The sequence below is a fragment of the Schaalia georgiae DSM 6843 genome (assembly GCF_000429245.1).
Classification (GTDB): domain Bacteria; phylum Actinomycetota; class Actinomycetes; order Actinomycetales; family Actinomycetaceae; genus Pauljensenia; species Pauljensenia georgiae.
In genome coordinates this window covers 275,393-290,912 of sequence record NZ_AUBM01000007.1, presented here as the reverse complement: position 1 = coordinate 290,912, position 15,520 = coordinate 275,393, and the positions used below count along the sequence as shown (strand labels likewise).

Here is a 15,520-nt window from a genome sequence, read left to right as displayed (position 1 = left end):
ATATGTTCATTCATATGATAGGGCGGGCGCCTCGATCCGTCAATGGAACGCTGTTGGACCTGGAAAGGGGGCGAGCCGGGCGCCAGCGCATCCGCTGCTGGGGCCGTGTTCCACACGGGCGCGCAGGGGAGTGGGGCACCAGGTTTGAAGGACCGCGTTCCGCCCAGGCCCGGAGGGGAGCGCCGCGGACCGGCGCCCGCCTCGTCAGAGAGCCGGACAGGCCAGTCCCGTGCGCGCGTGGCACTCGTAGCCGCCCGGATTCTTGGCGAGGTACTGCTGGTGGTGCTCCTCGGCGAACCAGAAGCGCCTAGGGGAGTCGCTGGCGGGGGCGGGGGCGATGGATGTCGTGATCGTGCCGAAGCCGTGTGCGGTGAGCTCGTGCTGGAACGCGTCGCGGGTGCGCGAGGCGATGTCGAACTGATCCGCAGTGGTCGTCCATATCGCGCTCCGGTACTGGTCCCCCAGGTCGTTGCCCTGTCCGTCGGCCTGCGTCGGATCGTGGATCTCGAAGAACAGCGCGACCAGCTGCCCGAAGGGGGCGGCCGCCGCGTCGAACACGACCCGCACGGCCTCGGCGTGCCCGGTGCCGTGGGCGCACACCTGCTCGTAGGAGGGACTGGGGCGGTGCCCGCCCATGTACCCGGTGGCGGTCGCGATGACACCCGGAGCGCTCCACATCGCCTTCTCCACCCCCCAGAAGCACCCGGCGGCGAAGTAGGCGACCTGCTGCCCGTCCGCCGGCGCGGCATCGATCGGGGTGCCCAGCACCGCGTGGCGGGGGGAGAGGATGGGGGAGGAGGGGAGTGCGTTGAAAAGTTCCACGGGCCCATTCCACCACTCCTACGCGATGCGGGCCACACGTGGCGAAGGGTGGGATCCGCGACTACGGTGCGGGCGCGGCGCGGGAGCGTGCCCGAGCCCGCGGGCGGTAGTCTTTACCCAGTCGGCTATGAGGAGAGCAGAGTGAGTGAGAACCACGGCTCCACCAGGTGGAGCATCAGCGACTTCGTCGCGCGCATAACAGCGCTGCGCCCGTCCCGGGAGGAGTCGCGACCGGCGCCACCACGCGTTGAGCGCGAGGACGAGGTGGAGAAGGACATCGTCGCCTCGGTGCCCCGCACGCTGCGCGTGGGCGCTGCGGTCTCCTGGCGCGTCGTCGTGGTCATCGCCGTGGTCGCCGGCATCGTCTGGCTGGGGTCGCGCCTCCAGGAGGTCCTCCTGCCCGTCGCGATCGCGCTGGCGATCGCGGTATTCCTGCAACCCCTGGTCGAGTGGCTGCGCCGCCGGCTCCACTTCCCGCCGGCCCTGGCCGCCACTGTGGGCCTGCTGCTGTTCTTCGTCGTGTTCGTCGCGGCCCTGTCCCAGGCGACCAACCAGATCGTCGAACAAGTGCCGCTGCTGGTCGATCAAGCGACGTCCGGCGTCAAGCAGCTGGTCGATTGGCTGGAGCACGGCCCTATCAAGGTGGACACCACCGTGATCAACAACTTCGTGAACCAGATGCGCACGGAGTTGATCGAGTGGGTCAACTCGAACAAGCAATCGCTGGCGACCGGGGCGCTGTCGATCACGTCCTCACTGCTCTCGCTGGTCACCTCCGGCTTGACGATGCTGTTCTGCCTGTTCTTCTTCCTCAAGGACGGGCGTTCGATCTGGCTGTGGGTCGTCCGGCTGCTCCCGGCCCCCGCCCGCGTCCCACTGCACGAGTCCGCGATCCGCGGCTGGGTCACCCTGGGGTCATACGTGCGCACCCAGATCCAAGTGGCGGCCATTGACGCGATCGGCATTTCGCTGGGCGCGTTCTTCCTGGGGATGCCGATGGTGGTGCCGATCGCCGTCATCACCTTCTTCGCCGCCTTCGTGCCCATCGTCGGCGCCCTGGCGTCCGGCGCCATCGCCGTCCTGGTGGCGCTGGTCTACAAGGGGGCGACTTCGGCGGTCATCATGCTCGTGATCATCCTGGTCGTCCAGCAGGTCGAGTCCAACCTGCTCCAGCCCTTCATGATGTCCAGCGCCGTATCCCTGCACCCCGTTGCCGTGATGCTCGTCATCACTGCGGCCGGTTCCGTGGGCGGTATCGCGGGGGCAGTCTTCGGCGTCCCGATCGCGGCTTTCATCAATGCGACGGTCCTGTACCTGCACGGCTACGACCCGATGCCGCAACTGGCGACCCAGGCGGACCGCCCGGGCGGGCCCCCCGGAATGCTCGAGCAGATGATCGCCAACACCTACATCGGCAAGCCCGACACCCGTGCGCTGGCCCAGCAGCAGGGGGCCGAGGCTGCCGCGGAGGCCACTGAGGCCGCTGCCGACGAGCCCGTCGCAGTGGAAGCGTCCGATGGTGCCGCGCCGACCATCGTCGAGGAGTATCCGGACCCGGCCGATGCGGAGGCCGCGGGCGGCGCGGAGGAGACGGACTGACCTGGGAAGCGCCGGAGGGCGCGGAGGGATCGCACTGTTTGGGGCCGCGCCAGAAGCGCGGCCCCAAACAGTGCTGTTGTGCTGCCTTGTGCGCCTGAGGATCCTCCCCGACCTCGGATCCGGGCGCGGCGCGGGTCAGCCCTTGAAAGGCTTGGCGCCGAGGATCTCCACCTCGATCATCCGGCCGGTGGGTGCCTCGAACTCGATTGTGTCGCCCGCCTTGTGGCCGATGACCGCTGCCCCCAGGGGCGCCTGTGTGGAGAAGACCTGGATGCCCAGGTCGCCCCCCGCGTCTCGGGAGCCGAGCAGGAAGGTCTGCTCGCGTCCCGCGACCAGTGCGGTCACCACCATCCCGGGCTCGACGATGCCGTCGTCCGCGGGGGTCTCGCCCACCTCGGCGTGCTCCAGCATCTCCTGGAGTGCCTGGATGCGGGTCTCGTTCATGGATTGCTCATTGCGGGCGGCGTGGTAGCCGCCGTTCTCGCGCAGGTCGCCCTCCTGGCGCGCCGCGTCGATGAGCCGAGCGATCTCGGGGCGCTTGACCTCGATGCGCTCCTTGAGCTCGTTGGCCAGCAGGTCGTACTGCGCCTGCGTGAGCCACTGAGTGTCGGCCATGGGAACCTCCAAAGATAAAAGGGGTCGGCGCCCAGGGCGCCGACGCGATTCCTGACCATTTTATCAAATCAGGCGTTCAGCACCGCCAGGTAGACGGCGACGCAGTGGCACGCCCAGGCCGCGACGGTGAAGGCGTGGAAGATCTCATGGAACCCGAACCACGTGGGGGAGGGGTCGGGTTTCTTCGTCCCGTAGACGACGGCGCCGATCGTGTACAGCACTCCCCCCGCGAAGACCAGCCAGACGACAGCGGGCCCCCCGCTCCGCCACAGTTGCGGCAGGTACCACACGGCCACCCACCCCAGTGCCACGTAGATGGCGGTCTTGAACCAGCGCGGCGCGGACGGCCAGAACAGGTTGACGAGGATGCCGGCCGCCGCGCCCCCCCAGACGATGCCGAGCAGGACGGTGGCATCGTGGCGCGACAGCAGGGCGATGGTGAGGGGCGTGTAGGTGCCCGCGATGAGGAGGAAGATGTTCGAGTGGTCCAAGCGGCTCCACATGGTCTCCCACTTGGGCGCCCAGTAGAAGCGGTGGTAGGCCGCCGACACTCCGAAGAGGAACAGCGAGGCCACCAGGTAGACGGCTGAGCCCCACCGGGTCGCCGATGTCGGCGCCAGGCACACCAGCGCGATGGAGGCGGCGAGCGACAGTGGGGTGGCCCCCAGGTGGAGCCATCCGCGCAGCTTGGGCTTGATGACGACCAGTTGGCCTTGCACCCACTGCGTGGGCTTGAGCGACGCGATGTCCATGGAGCCTCCTCGTGGCGGAAACCATCACTTACGATACCGTAGGTTACTATAGCGTAGGTTCTTCGTCGTGCCCGTTCCGCCTGCGCTCCACTTGACGCGTCGAGCGTGGTGAGCGGATAAACTTGCCGTTGAGCGTATTCGACCAGCTCACCGGTGCGCCACCGGAGGAACGAGGAAGCCATGGCCCAGTGGAACATGCTCTACGACATTTACGAGCGTCGTCTCCGCGCGGAACTCGCCACCGCCCCGATCCCCGCGCACATCGGCGTCATCCTGGACGGGAACCGGCGGTGGGCGAAGTCCCTGGGGGCGCCCGCCTCGCAGGGGCACCGGGCGGGGGCCGGTAAGATCAGCGAGTTCCTGGGGTGGGCGAACGACGCCGGAGTGGGCATCGTCACCCTGTGGCTGCTCTCCACCGACAACCTCTCCCGCGACGCCGATGAGCTCGGCGAACTGCTGCGGATCATCTGCGAGGCCGTGGAGGCCCTGGCGAAACAGGGGGCGTGGCGACTGGCGATCGTTGGAGACCTCTCGCTGCTGCCGGACGGGGTCGCCGCTGACCTCACCCGCTCCATCGAGGCGACCGCGGGCAGGGAGGGGATGAAGGTCAATATCGCAGTCGGGTACGGCGGGCGCCATGAGATCACTGAGGCGGTGCGCGCGATGATGCGCGAGGCCGCTGCCGCGGGGCGCAGCCTCGCCGAGGTCGCCGAGTCCTTCACTGACCAGGACATCGCCTCCCACCTGTACACGAAGGACCAGCCCGACCCCGACCTCGTCATCCGCACGTCCGGGGAGCAGCGCCTCTCCGGGTTCATGCTCTGGCAGTCAGTGCACTCGGAGTACTACTTCTGCGAGGTGTACTGGCCGGACTTCCGGCGCGTCGACTTCCTGCGCGCCCTGCGCTCCTACGCCCAGCGCGAAAGGCGGCTCGGCCGCTGAGGGCCGGGCCGCCAGGCACGGGGCGTGCTCAGAGCTCGTGCTTCCACGGGGGGTTCGCCCCCGCGCGCGACACGGTCACGTCCGACACGGCGCTAGCCCGGTCCAGGATCGCCGCCACCGATGCCTCGTCGATGCTGTGCAGGGCGTCGCGAGCGCCAGTGCCCGTCAAACCCAGTTCCCACAGCGCGTCGATGATGCCACCGGTGAACGAGTCGCCCGCGCCCACCGTGTCGACCACCGGGACGTCGTTGGGGGTCTTCGACAGGCGCACGCCCGACGACGTGACCGCCAAGGAGCCGTGCTTGCCCCTGGTGACGACGACCATGGAGGGCCCCATGCCCAGCCAACGCGCGATCGTGTCCTCCAGGGGGGCGCCGTCCGTCAGCCACTCCACGTCCTCGTCCGAGACCTTCACGATGTCGGAGACGGCGACGAAGCGCTCGATGGTGGCGAGGGCGCGCGCGGGTTCGCCCATGATCGAGGGGCGCGCGTTCGGGTCGAAGACCACCAGGGCGTGCGCGCGGGAGCGCTCGAGGGCTTCGAGGACCACAGCGGCCCCCGGTTCTATGACGGAGGAGATCGAACCCGCTTGGACGACCACTGCGGTGTCGCTCACGGGCAGGGGGCTCGTGGGCGCCCACTCGAGGTCGAAGGTGTAGGAGGCCTGGCCCTGGGCGTCGAGGCGCGCCAGGGCGGTGGAGGTGCGGGAGGCCCCCCGGGACTCCGGGGTGATCTCCACGTCGGAGTCGCGCAGGTGGAACTCGATGAGCCGCCCCCGCTCGTCGGCGCCGATCCACGTCGATAGGGCGACCGGGCGTCCGAGGCGCCCAAGGGTCAGGGCCACGTTCGCGGGCGAGCCGCCGGGGATCTCCTGGGGGAAGTCCGGCTGCTCGGGAGTGATTACGACATCGATGAGTGCCTCGCCGATGGCGAGGACGTGGGGGGTGGTGCTCAGATCCATGGGGCCTCCTAGGGTGGTGGCGCCAGCGACGGCGCTACCCACCCACTGTAACGCGCGCGAGGCCAATTCCGTGGCGTGTCTCGCCCCCGGGTATGTCGGGTAATTGTCCTGGTGGAAAGCGAGGGGACCGGCTATGGCGGTCCTGCCTTTGCCGGGCGCGCTCGGGCGCGGGGCCGCGCCCACGGGACGGGGCGGTGCCGCATCGCTTCGGTGCGGGCGCGCACCGGGCACGGCGGGAAGGCACCCTCGACCCGGGCGCGGTCGCGGGAGTCGAACGGCGCGCACCGGGCACGGCGGGGAAGCGCCGGACGTGGAGGGGAAGCGCTGGGCATAGCGGGACGCGCCGGACACTGTCCAGCGGGCCCGGGCGCTACTGGGGCTCGCCCGACTGGTCCGCCTTCTCCAGCCTGGCCTGCGCGCCGTCGAGGATCGCCGAGCACCGGGCGGCCAATGCCTCGCCGCGCTCCCACAGGGCCAGGGTGTCCTCCAAGGGCGCCTGTCCGCCCTCCAGGGCGCGCACGATCTGCACCAGTTCGTCGCGGGCCGCCTCGTAACCGAGGCTGGCGGGGTCCGGCAGTTTCTCGCCTGTCATGGATTCTCCTTCGTGAGGCGCGGCTGGCGCGGAGCCGCTGTGAATGGGGACGATAGTAAGGGGCTCACCGCGGGGCGCCGGCGGGATCCGAGCCGCCGGGGGGCGCGGAGCCCGGGCGGGGGGCCGGGGGCGCCGCGCCCACGACTTGGGCGACCATCCGGCCAGAAGCGAGGATCCCCTCGATGAGGTCGCCCTTCTTCACATCCGAGGAACTGGTGATCAGCGCCCCCGACGGCGTCTTCAGCAGCGCGTACCCGCGGTCCAGGGTCGCCTGCGGGGACAGTGCCCTCAGTGTCGCGCGCATACGCGTCAGCTGCTGTTTCTCAGTGTTGACGCGCCGCTCCACCGCCTGGTTCATCGACGAGGTCAGGCGCTCCAACGCCGCCCGGTACCCATCGACGATGGCGCCGGGGCCCGTGAGCACCGGCCTGGAGGCGACCAGCGCCAGAGAACTCCGCTCGGCCGCGATGCGGTTCGCGACCGCACCGCGCATCCTGGCCAGCGCCTGGGCCACTCCTTCGCGCTCACGGGCGCGGTCCGGCACGATCCGGCGCGCCGCGTCCGTCGGCGTCGAAGCGCGGTAGTCGGCGACCAGATCCAGCAGCGGGCAGTCGCCCTCGTGCCCGATGGCCGACACCACCGGTGTGCGGGCCGCCGCGACCGCGCGCACAAGCGCCTCGTCGGAGAAGGGCAGCAGGTCCTCCACAGCGCCGCCGCCGCGCGCGATGACGATGACATCGACCCCGGGCGCCGCGTCCAGTTCCGCCAGGGCGGCGCTCACCTCGGCGACGCAGCGGTCCCCCTGGACGGCGACCTCGCGGATCTCGAAACGCGCGCCCGGCCAACGGTCCGAGGCGTTGACCACCACGTCGTCCTCCGCCTTCGCGGCGCGCCCGCACACCAGGCCGATCACCCGCGGAAGGAAGGGGAGGGGCTTCTTGCGGGACTCGTTGAAGAGCCCCTCGGCGGCCAGGCGCTGGCGCAGGGCCTCGATCTGGGCGAGCAGGCTCCCGACTCCCTGCAAATGGATCTCAGCGGCCTGCAGGTTGAGCCGGCCCGTGCGCTCCCAGAACACCGGTTTCACGCGCGTCACCACGCGGGCGCCCTCTTGCAGGCCGTCCCCGGCCTGGTCCATGACGCCCGCCCAGGCGGTCACCGTCATCGACGTGTCCGTCTGAAGGTCCCGCAGCGTCAGGAAGTGCATCTTCGCGCCCGGACGGCGCTTGAACTCAACGACCTGTCCCTCCACCCACAAGGGCGACATCCGGTCGACGTACTTCTTGATGTTCTCCGTGAGGCGGCGCAACGGCCATGGGTTGTCGCGCGTGGTGTCCGCCGCCTTCGCGGCCGGTGGCAGGCTCGGGGATGTCACCCGATCAGGATGCCACACCGGCGCCGGCCGTGTCCGCCCGCGCCGGATGCGGAGTGCCGGCGAGGCGGGGTTGTGTGCGCTCGGCCGTGCCCTGTCCGCCCGCGCCTGGCGCGGAGTGCCGCCCGCACTGCCCGTCGTCAGTCCGCCGCCGGTTCGTGCCGGTCGTGGGGCCGGTGGGTGCGTGGGGGCGGCCCCCGCCTCGTGGGCTGTGCGATGGGACCGGCGGCGGGCGCCGGGGAGTGCTCCCCGCTAGGGTGGTGGCATGCACGGAACCCCCGATTTGCGCGCCACCTCCCTCACTTCACTGCCTGAAACGACTGCGGTCGGCGGAGGTGGGCGCATCCTGCTGGCAGCGCCCCGTGGCTACTGCGCGGGAGTCGATCGCGCGGTCGACGTCGTCGAGAAAGCGCTCGAACTCTATGGCGCCCCCGTCTACGTGCGCAAGGAGATCGTCCACAACAAGTTCGTCGTCGAGTCCCTGTCCAAACGCGGGGCCGTCTTCGTGCAGGAAACCGACCAAGTCCCCGAGGGCGCGCGCGTCGTCTTCTCCGCCCACGGCGTCTCCCCGGAGGTCCACGAGGCCGCCCGCGTGCGGCGGCTCGCCACCATCGACGCGACCTGCCCCCTGGTCACGAAAGTCCACCGCGAGGCCGTGCGCTTCGCCAAACAGGACTACGACATCATCCTGGTCGGCCACCAGGGCCATGAGGAGGTCGAAGGGACGTTCGGCGAGGCCCCCGGGCACATCCAGGTCGTCGGAACCCCCGAGGAGGTCGATGACGTGGTGGTGCGCGACCCCGACCGAGTCGTGTGGATCTCGCAGACCACCCTCTCCGTCGACGAGACGCGGCTCACCGTGGACAGGCTGCGCCAGCGCTTCCCGAACCTCATCGACCCCCCCTCCGACGACATCTGCTACGCCACCCAGAACCGGCAGGGCGCCGTCAAAGCCATCGCCCCGAAAGTCGATGTCATGGTGGTCGTGGGATCAGCGAACTCGTCCAACTCGGTGCGCCTGGTCGACGTCGCCCTGGAATCCGGCGTGCCCTCCGCCCACCGCATCGACAAGGCCGAGGAACTGCGCGGCGAATGGTTCGCCGGCGCCGCCACCGTGGGGCTCACCTCGGGCGCGTCAGTCCCGGAGATCCTGGTGCGCGATGTCATCGAATGGTTGCAGGCCCACGGGTTCCCGACCGTGGAGGTCGTGCGGACCGAGACCGAGTCCACCACCTTCGCCCTGCCGCGCGACCTGCGCGCCGACCTCAAGGCCGCGGGCATGGCGCCCGCGCGCCCCCACGCCCCCAGGGAGGTTCTGCCCGACCACACCAGGTGAGGCCGGGAGGCTGAGGGCGGGGGCCTCCAGGGGGCGGCGCGCGGGGCCGGGGTCCTACATCTGACAGTCCGTCAGTCGTCAGCGGCGCATCCCGGGCGCGCGGGGACCGGGGTCTGGGCGTTGCTGGGTGTGGAACGCATTCTTCCCCCGGGGTGTTTTGGCCCGCGCGGGGCTCCGCTGGGCTGGCGCTTTCGGTAATGCTGGGAAGGGGGTGCCGTGTGCTCTTCCGAAAGCGCGTTCATGCGGAGTTCTGTATTGAAAAGTGCGCCGTTTGCGCCGGGGTGCTGCTTTGAGTGATCCGGGCGGGATCCCGCTATGGAAACGGTGGCAGGACGTGGCACTGGCCCGGATCGCAGTGGCGCACGAGCAGATCCGGCAAAGCGTCGTGTTCTGTGGTGAGAGCGCGCTCGCCATCCACGGCGTCCCCCAGTGGATCTCCAATCCTGACGTGGAGTTCACCAGTGGGCGGGCGTACACGGCCTCGTGGTTCCCGCGCGTCGACGTCGGTGACCAATGTGTGCCCAGGGTTCGTGTGCGCCGTGTCACCAGGAAGCACCCGCTGCGCGGAGTCGGGAACGTGCGCGGCCTGCCAGCGGAGGACCTTTGGACGACGAGTGTGCTGATCGCCGCGATGCGCCCACCGCTTGAGGCTTTCGTTGCGGTGTCGATGGCGCTCCGCCGGCTGTCGCGCTTCGACCGCCGGGATTTGGCCGGATCGCGTGTCCGGGAGGAGGAGGCCCGCCGGATCCTGCTGGAACTCGTGGCCCAGGGCGAGGACGCGGGCGCTTACGGGATGGGTCGCGCGAGGCGGGTCGTCCTCGCGGCGGACGCCGGGTGCGAGTCGGTGGGCGAGGCGGCGCTCCTCTACGTGCTCACCGCCACGTCCCACGAGGCCCCCGCCACCCAGGTGCCGGTGAGGACGCGCGGGGGCCGGGAGTTCTTCCTCGACGCGGCAGTCCCCGGGCAGAGGAAGGCGTGGGAGTTCGACGGGACGGGGAAGATGGGGACGAACACCCAGGAGTTCAACCGGGCCGTTCGCCACCAGCAGGACAGGCAACGCCTCGTCGAAGCGGAGGGCTGGCAGATTGAACGCGTCCTGTGGCAGGACTTCGAGGACTTCGCTGGGTTGCGCGACCGCATCGCGGACGTGCTCGAAGACGGCGGCCTGGTCGGGACCGGCCGGGGGAGGCCGTGGGTGCCCGAACCCGACTCGGGCAACGAGGCACGGCGCATCCATGTCCGTGCTGATCCAGTCGCCCAGGCGTGGAGGTCCGCGGTCGGGACGGGACCTGTTCCACGCGATTGGTGATCAGGTACCAGGCGGGCGGGGCGCCCGGGTGCTGCTGGTTGTGGGGCTGAATCCGCGAAGGGAGCACTGCTCTGCGGGTAGCATGGAAGACGCATGGGGCGCACGGATCCCAGGGGTCGAGGTGCGCGCTGGTACCGGTTTGAGAGAACGGCTAAGGAGCCCGTCATGGATCCCATTGAAGAACTCAGTGACCGCGTTGCCGCGCTCGCGGGCCGTGACCTGGCGCTGTCCGAGGTCCATCAGTTCATCCTGGACACGGCCGAGTTGCTCGCGCCCGCTGTCCCGGTCGTGACCGGCAACGGGATGTGGGTGCGGTGGAGGCTGGGGGAGCACACGGTCGTGGTCGCCCCCCACAGGTTTCGGGGCAGGCTGACGCTGGCCGTGCACTTCTTCAACAGCGAGTACACCGAGAAGGACGAGTACCACGCCTTCAAGTGGGGGATGGCCGATGATAAGCCGTTCCGGTGGTCCATGGTGCTCGGCGAGCGCACGACATCTGTCTTCGACTGGTGGCGGCAATGCGGCCTGGTCGGATACAACTGGGATTACTTCGACATAGAATTCGACCCGGTTTTCAACACGCTGCCCCAAGACCTGGAACTGATGCCTCCCCAATGGCGCCGGGAGGTGGTCTACCGGTGGGACATGTCGGTGAGCGGGCTGGGCGCCGTCACCCTGCGCGCCACCCACGAGGGGATCGAAATATCCAGTGCGGCGACGGGCGAGTGCGTCGTCTTCCCGCCGGGGCGCACGCAGGGGATGGGGGCGGTCCTCGCCGGGCTCGCAGGCGGTGCGCCCCTTAAAAAGGTGCCGATGCTTGAGAGCAGTGGATTCGACGCCGGTCCGATCACCCTCGACGGCAGTGAGCCCGAAGACGTGCTCAGGGAGATCGAGATGATAGAAGAGAACAACGACGAGGGGATACGCCCGGACACCGACGACAACCGCAGGCCCGCCCTGACGTTCGCGGATTTGCGCGCCCGCCTCGCAGAACCGGAAAAGGAAACGGCTCCCCGCGCCCATCGCCGGGCGGGGCGCACGGTCCTCCCGATGCGGTGGGGGCTCTCGTTGGGCCAACTGCGCGACATTGTCCAGCAGTGGTCGGCGGGCGCGCGGATGGACCGTGTCCTCATGGAACTGGGGGCGGTTCCGGGCACCTACCTCAACGACGAGGCACTGGTCGGGCGGGACTGGGCCGCCGTGACGGGCCGGGTCTCCAGTGATTGGGAGATCGTTGTGTCCCCCGCCGAAGAGCACGCGCGGACGGACGAGCAACAGCTGGCGGCCGCCGCCTGGCAGCTGAGCCGGGAGTTCCAGGACGTGTACGGGAGCCCCTTCGCGGGATGGACATCAAGCAGTTTCGGATTCTCGCGGTTCTTCCGGATCGGGGACCGCGGGCTCGCGATCAACACGTTCCTCGGGTTGCGCGTCGTCTTCGGCTCTTTCGAGAAGCTCGCGTTCCACAGCTTGTACGGGTGATGCGCGGAGCCGGGGCAAGCCGCGTTCTGGGGAAACGGCGGCGGGGTTGAATAGCGCCTCTCGTGGCGGTCGGTGTCGTCCGCGTGGGGCCGGGCGTCCACGCGCCCACCCCGGTTCCGGCGGCCAGGAACACGGTCGGCCGCGCCTGGCCCAGGCGCGGGGGCGCCGGCGAACTGGGCATCGGTGCGGACGGGCCCGTGGGTCGGGCCCAGGTGCGCGGGGGGTCGGTTAGGATGAGACCGTGTCTCTTACGATTGGTATCGCCGGACTGCCCAACGTCGGCAAGTCGACCCTGTTCAACGCCCTGACGCGCGCGACGGTGCTCGCCGCGAACTACCCGTTCGCCACCATCGAACCGAACGTGGGAGTGGTCCCCCTGCCCGACCCGCGCCTGGACACGCTGGCCCAGATGTTCCACTCGCAGCGGACCGTGCACGCCACCGTGTCCTTCGTCGACATCGCCGGCATCGTGCGCGGCGCCTCGGAGGGGGAGGGGCTGGGCAACCAGTTCCTCGCGAACATCCGCGAGGCGGACGCCATCTGCCAGGTCACCCGCGCCTTCAACGACCCCGACGTGATGCACGTGGACGGGAAAGTGGACCCCGCCTCGGACATTGAGACGATCCAGACGGAACTGGTTCTGGCGGACATGCAAACGCTGGAGAAGCAGATCCCCCGCTTGGAGAAGGAAGTGCGCGGCAAGAAGACCGAGCCCGTCGTCCTCGAAACGGCGCGGGCGGCGCTGGCGGTCCTGGAGAAGGGCGAACTGCTCAGCGGCCCAGCGGGCGCGGACCTGGACCAGGAGGCGCTCGCGTCCTTCCAGTTGATGACGACCAAGCCCTTCATCTTCGTGTTCAACATGGACGCCGATGGCATGGAGGACGAGGCCCGCAAGGACGAGCTGCGCGCCCTGGTGGCCCCCGCGGAGGCGGTCTTCCTGGACGCGCAGTTCGAGGCGGAGCTGGTGGAGCTCGACGAGGCGGACGCCCGCGAGATGCTGGCCGAGTCCGGCCAGGACGAGTCGGGCCTGGACCAGCTGGCCCGCGTCGGCTTCGACACCCTGGGCTTGCAGACCTTCCTCACGGCCGGCGAGAAGGAGTCGCGCGCCTGGACCATCCACAAGGGCGACACCGCCCCCAAAGCCGCCGGCGTCATCCACACGGACTTCGAGAAGGGCTTCATCAAGGCCGAGATCGTCTCCTACGAGGACCTGGTCTCCCTGGGCTCCATCGCCGAGGCGCGCGCCCACGGCCGGGTCCGCATGGAGGGCAAGGACTACGTCATGCAGGACGGGGACGTGGTGGAGTTCCGGTTCAATGTCTGAGTAGTCGTCATAGGAGAGCGATGGCCAACAATCCTTTGAATCTCGATGAGGCCGTCGAATTGGCTGGCCTGTGGTGGCTGCCGGATGAGCCTGGCAAGCAGATCCCAGGCATCTTGCGGTATGACGGCGAAGGAAGATCCTCGCTCTCGCTGATCGGGGCGTTCGAGGACCGCATCTTTTCGACTCTCGCCCCTGGAGTTATGGATGAACTCGAGGGCACCAGGACGTGGGACGTTATTCACGGGGTGGCCGAGCAGCGTGAGGTCACACTCCTAGGCTGTGTTCCCACTAGGAGCGAACGGACCATGTTCGCGCGGGTGGAGAGTCCCGACCTGCAGACCGTGAGTGCGACGATAGCGGTCATCGGCGCACACGTCAGCGGAGAAGGCGACGCGGCGTTCGCGGCGGCTGAGGTCTCGGTCGAAGACTTGGCGCTCTGGTCTGCATCGTCTGTCTTCTCAGCCTCCCTCGGCTCTCGTGATGGCAAGCTCGATGGGACCGGGGCGGTCTCAGTAGAGCCGATCGGGACGCAGACGGTGTTAGTTGGTGGCGCAGAGTATAGCCTTGTGCGCACTCACACCCTGCCATTTTTTGACCGGCGCAAGGGCGGGATGGTCGGGCGCATGCGCGACACTGTTCACATTCGCGTCTGCCGAGACGAGCCGTTCGCCCTGAATGTCGCGCTGAAGGAAGCAAGCCTGATACAGGATTTGATTGCGCTGGCGACGCACCGTGCTGCTGGCGTGCTCTGGCTCCGGCTGGAGGTTGCCGGAACAGAGTCGGTCCTGCCGAATGACCAGCCTCGGCCGCGCCGGTCCGCCAACGTGCTCTACTCTCCCGTAGCGCCCGGTAAGCACGACGAGAAGGGTGTTGACCCTGATCGGGTGTTCTTCACCTGTGAGGAGCTCCCGTTTTAGGAAGTCTTGCCACGCTGGTGCGAGGCGCATGATCGATTGCGGGCAGCGACCAACATGATCCTGGGTCTGCGCTACGCGTCGGCTCGCTTCGTTGAGAACAACCTCCTGATGGCAGTGGGTGCTGCCGAAGTGCTGCACCGAGGCCTCGACATCGATGAGAAACCAATCCCCGAGGCGGAGTTCAAGGCGATCCGTAACGCCATGCTCGACCAGGTGCCCGAAGAGCACCGAGGCAGGTTCAAGGCGGCGATCAGAAACACTCCGACGCTTCGGGACCGGCTTCTCGCCCTAGCCGCTCGCCCCAATCAGGAAGCGATCATGCAGTTCGTGCCAGACGTCGATCATTGGGCGAAGCGGACGGCGTGTGCCCGCAACGACCTCGCACACGAGGGCAGGACGCCCAACCATTCCATCGATGAGTTGGATGCCATTGTCGGGGCCACAACCGCGGTCGTGATCCTCAACATCTTGCTCGAGCTTGGGCTGTCGGCGGAGCGGCAGCGCCAGATCGTGCGAGAGCACCCGCAGTTGCGGACGGTCTGTCGGAAATCGAACGAGTGGCTTGTGGCACGAGAGTCCAATTCCTGAAAGAGGCAGCGGCCGGGTCGTGCGAGGGCATGGCCCGGCTTTCCTGTTGGGAGTGGAGCTCGCGAAGCGAAGTCGCATCACAATGTGAATCAAATGATGATGCTGGTGATGTTATGCTGGTGATGGAGGTAAGCATGAGAACGACTGTGACACTCGATGATGACCTGCTCGCCCGCGCCGAGGAGCTCACTGGGATCAGAGAACGGTCCGCTTTGATCCGAGACGCGGTGGAGCTTCTCGTCCGTATCGAGAGCGGCCGTCAGCTAGCTGTGCTCGGCGGCAGTGATCCGGGAGCGGAGGCTGCGCCGCGGAGCCGGGCGCGCGCATGAGAGTCCTCGTTGACACGAACGTGTGGATCGACCACCTGCGCACAACTGAGCCAGTCCTGGTCGATCTGCTCGAACGTGATCAGGTGTGCGTGCACCAGAGCGTCATCACTGAGCTGGCATTGGGCAACCTGAAAGACCGGTCGATCTTCCTGAAGGCGTTAGAACGCTTGATGATCGTTCGCAACGTTGATGACCAGGGGGTGCGTCATCTCGTCGAAGAGCGGCGTCTGTGGGGCAGGGGGCTCAGCGCTGTTGATGCAGCGCTTTTAGCGAGTGCCATCGTCACCCCCGGGGTATCGCTATGGACGCGCGATAAGCGCTTGCGTCACGCTGCCAGCGACGTGGGCGTGTTGGCGGATCTTGACTAAGGAGTGCGAGCTGTCGTGAGGCAGTGGTCGGGTCGTGCGAGGGCGCGGCTCGACCACTGCCTCGGGCAATTGCGGCTGCGACCCGCAGATTCTCGGTGAGAAACCCGGGCTGGCGATTAGGCCTCGTGCGCGTTTGCCGGTTCTTCGCGCTTTACGGTGTAGGTGGTGTGCGGGACCGATGGTTTCAAGGATGCTCCGGATCCGGTAGCAGATTCGGT

Annotated in this window: 16 protein-coding genes; 10 read left to right on the top strand and 6 right to left on the bottom strand. The window is 68.4% G+C overall.

Annotated features, from left to right (window positions below):
- Positions 1-204 precede the first annotated feature (204 nt).
- Positions 205-822 (bottom strand): peptide-methionine (S)-S-oxide reductase MsrA, encoded by a 618-nt coding sequence (msrA, locus tag G447_RS0103275; protein WP_026430031.1) that lies wholly within the window; start codon positions 820-822, stop codon positions 205-207.
- A gap of 141 nt (positions 823-963) precedes the next feature.
- Between msrA and G447_RS0103270 the strand changes: the two genes are divergently transcribed.
- On the top strand, positions 964-2,421 hold the full coding sequence (locus tag G447_RS0103270) for an AI-2E family transporter (RefSeq protein ID WP_034476171.1): 1,458 nt from the start codon (positions 964-966) through the stop codon (positions 2,419-2,421).
- 135 nt (positions 2,422-2,556) lie between these two features.
- On the opposite strand, the gene greA is transcribed toward G447_RS0103270, so the two are convergent.
- A complete protein-coding gene (gene greA / locus G447_RS0103265; protein ID WP_005867619.1) occupies positions 2,557-3,036 on the bottom strand; it encodes a transcription elongation factor GreA in 480 nt (159 codons plus the stop codon).
- A 68-nt stretch (positions 3,037-3,104) separates the two neighbouring features.
- Positions 3,105-3,788: a PAQR family membrane homeostasis protein TrhA gene (gene trhA, locus G447_RS0103260; RefSeq protein WP_026430029.1), complete on the bottom strand. Its 684-nt coding sequence runs from the start codon at positions 3,786-3,788 to the stop codon at positions 3,105-3,107.
- Between the two features lie 180 nt (positions 3,789-3,968).
- Here trhA and G447_RS0103255 point away from each other — a divergent pair, with 180 nt between their 5' ends.
- Positions 3,969-4,730, top strand: coding sequence for an isoprenyl transferase (locus G447_RS0103255; protein WP_026430028.1), 762 nt, complete (start codon positions 3,969-3,971; stop codon positions 4,728-4,730).
- A 28-nt stretch (positions 4,731-4,758) separates the two neighbouring features.
- Here G447_RS0103255 and G447_RS0103250 read toward each other — a convergent pair whose 3' ends face one another.
- The 3 genes from G447_RS0103250 to xseA all read right to left on the bottom strand — a co-directional run bounded on the left by G447_RS0103250 (position 4,759) and on the right by xseA (position 7,655).
- On the bottom strand, positions 4,759-5,691 hold the full coding sequence (locus G447_RS0103250) for a carbohydrate kinase family protein (protein WP_026430027.1): 933 nt from the start codon (positions 5,689-5,691) through the stop codon (positions 4,759-4,761).
- 370 nt (positions 5,692-6,061) lie between these two features.
- A complete protein-coding gene (locus tag G447_RS0103245) occupies positions 6,062-6,283 on the bottom strand; it encodes an exodeoxyribonuclease VII small subunit (RefSeq protein WP_026430026.1) in 222 nt (73 codons plus the stop codon).
- A 64-nt stretch (positions 6,284-6,347) separates the two neighbouring features.
- Positions 6,348-7,655: an exodeoxyribonuclease VII large subunit gene (gene xseA / locus G447_RS0103240; RefSeq protein WP_026430025.1), complete on the bottom strand. Its 1,308-nt coding sequence runs from the start codon at positions 7,653-7,655 to the stop codon at positions 6,348-6,350.
- A 262-nt stretch (positions 7,656-7,917) separates the two neighbouring features.
- Between xseA and G447_RS0103235 the strand changes: the two genes are divergently transcribed.
- The 8 genes from G447_RS0103235 to G447_RS0103205 all read left to right on the top strand — a co-directional run bounded on the left by G447_RS0103235 (position 7,918) and on the right by G447_RS0103205 (position 15,302).
- Positions 7,918-8,988, top strand: coding sequence for a 4-hydroxy-3-methylbut-2-enyl diphosphate reductase (locus G447_RS0103235; protein ID WP_005867635.1), 1,071 nt, complete (start codon positions 7,918-7,920; stop codon positions 8,986-8,988).
- A 289-nt stretch (positions 8,989-9,277) separates the two neighbouring features.
- Entirely contained in the window at positions 9,278-10,297 is a 1,020-nt protein-coding gene (locus tag G447_RS11690; RefSeq protein WP_131295668.1) for a hypothetical protein, read from the top strand.
- 165 nt (positions 10,298-10,462) lie between these two features.
- Positions 10,463-11,776 (top strand): hypothetical protein, encoded by a 1,314-nt coding sequence (locus G447_RS0103225; protein ID WP_026430024.1) that lies wholly within the window; start codon positions 10,463-10,465, stop codon positions 11,774-11,776.
- Between the two features lie 241 nt (positions 11,777-12,017).
- A complete protein-coding gene (ychF, locus tag G447_RS0103220) occupies positions 12,018-13,100 on the top strand; it encodes a redox-regulated ATPase YchF (RefSeq protein ID WP_026430023.1) in 1,083 nt (360 codons plus the stop codon).
- A 20-nt stretch (positions 13,101-13,120) separates the two neighbouring features.
- Complete coding sequence (locus tag G447_RS12815; protein WP_341532729.1) at positions 13,121-14,017, top strand: ApeA N-terminal domain 1-containing protein; 897 nt, start codon at positions 13,121-13,123, stop codon at positions 14,015-14,017.
- A 54-nt stretch (positions 14,018-14,071) separates the two neighbouring features.
- Positions 14,072-14,605, top strand: a complete 534-nt coding sequence (locus tag G447_RS12810; RefSeq protein WP_341532728.1) for a HEPN domain-containing protein — start codon at positions 14,072-14,074, stop codon at positions 14,603-14,605.
- A gap of 134 nt (positions 14,606-14,739) precedes the next feature.
- Positions 14,740-14,934, top strand: coding sequence for a type II toxin-antitoxin system VapB family antitoxin (locus tag G447_RS0103210; RefSeq protein WP_026430022.1), 195 nt, complete (start codon positions 14,740-14,742; stop codon positions 14,932-14,934).
- Positions 14,931-15,302, top strand: a complete 372-nt coding sequence (locus G447_RS0103205; protein WP_026430021.1) for a type II toxin-antitoxin system VapC family toxin — start codon at positions 14,931-14,933, stop codon at positions 15,300-15,302. The genes G447_RS0103210 and G447_RS0103205 overlap by 4 nt, the downstream gene beginning before the upstream one ends.
- Positions 15,303-15,520: the final 218 nt, after the last annotated feature.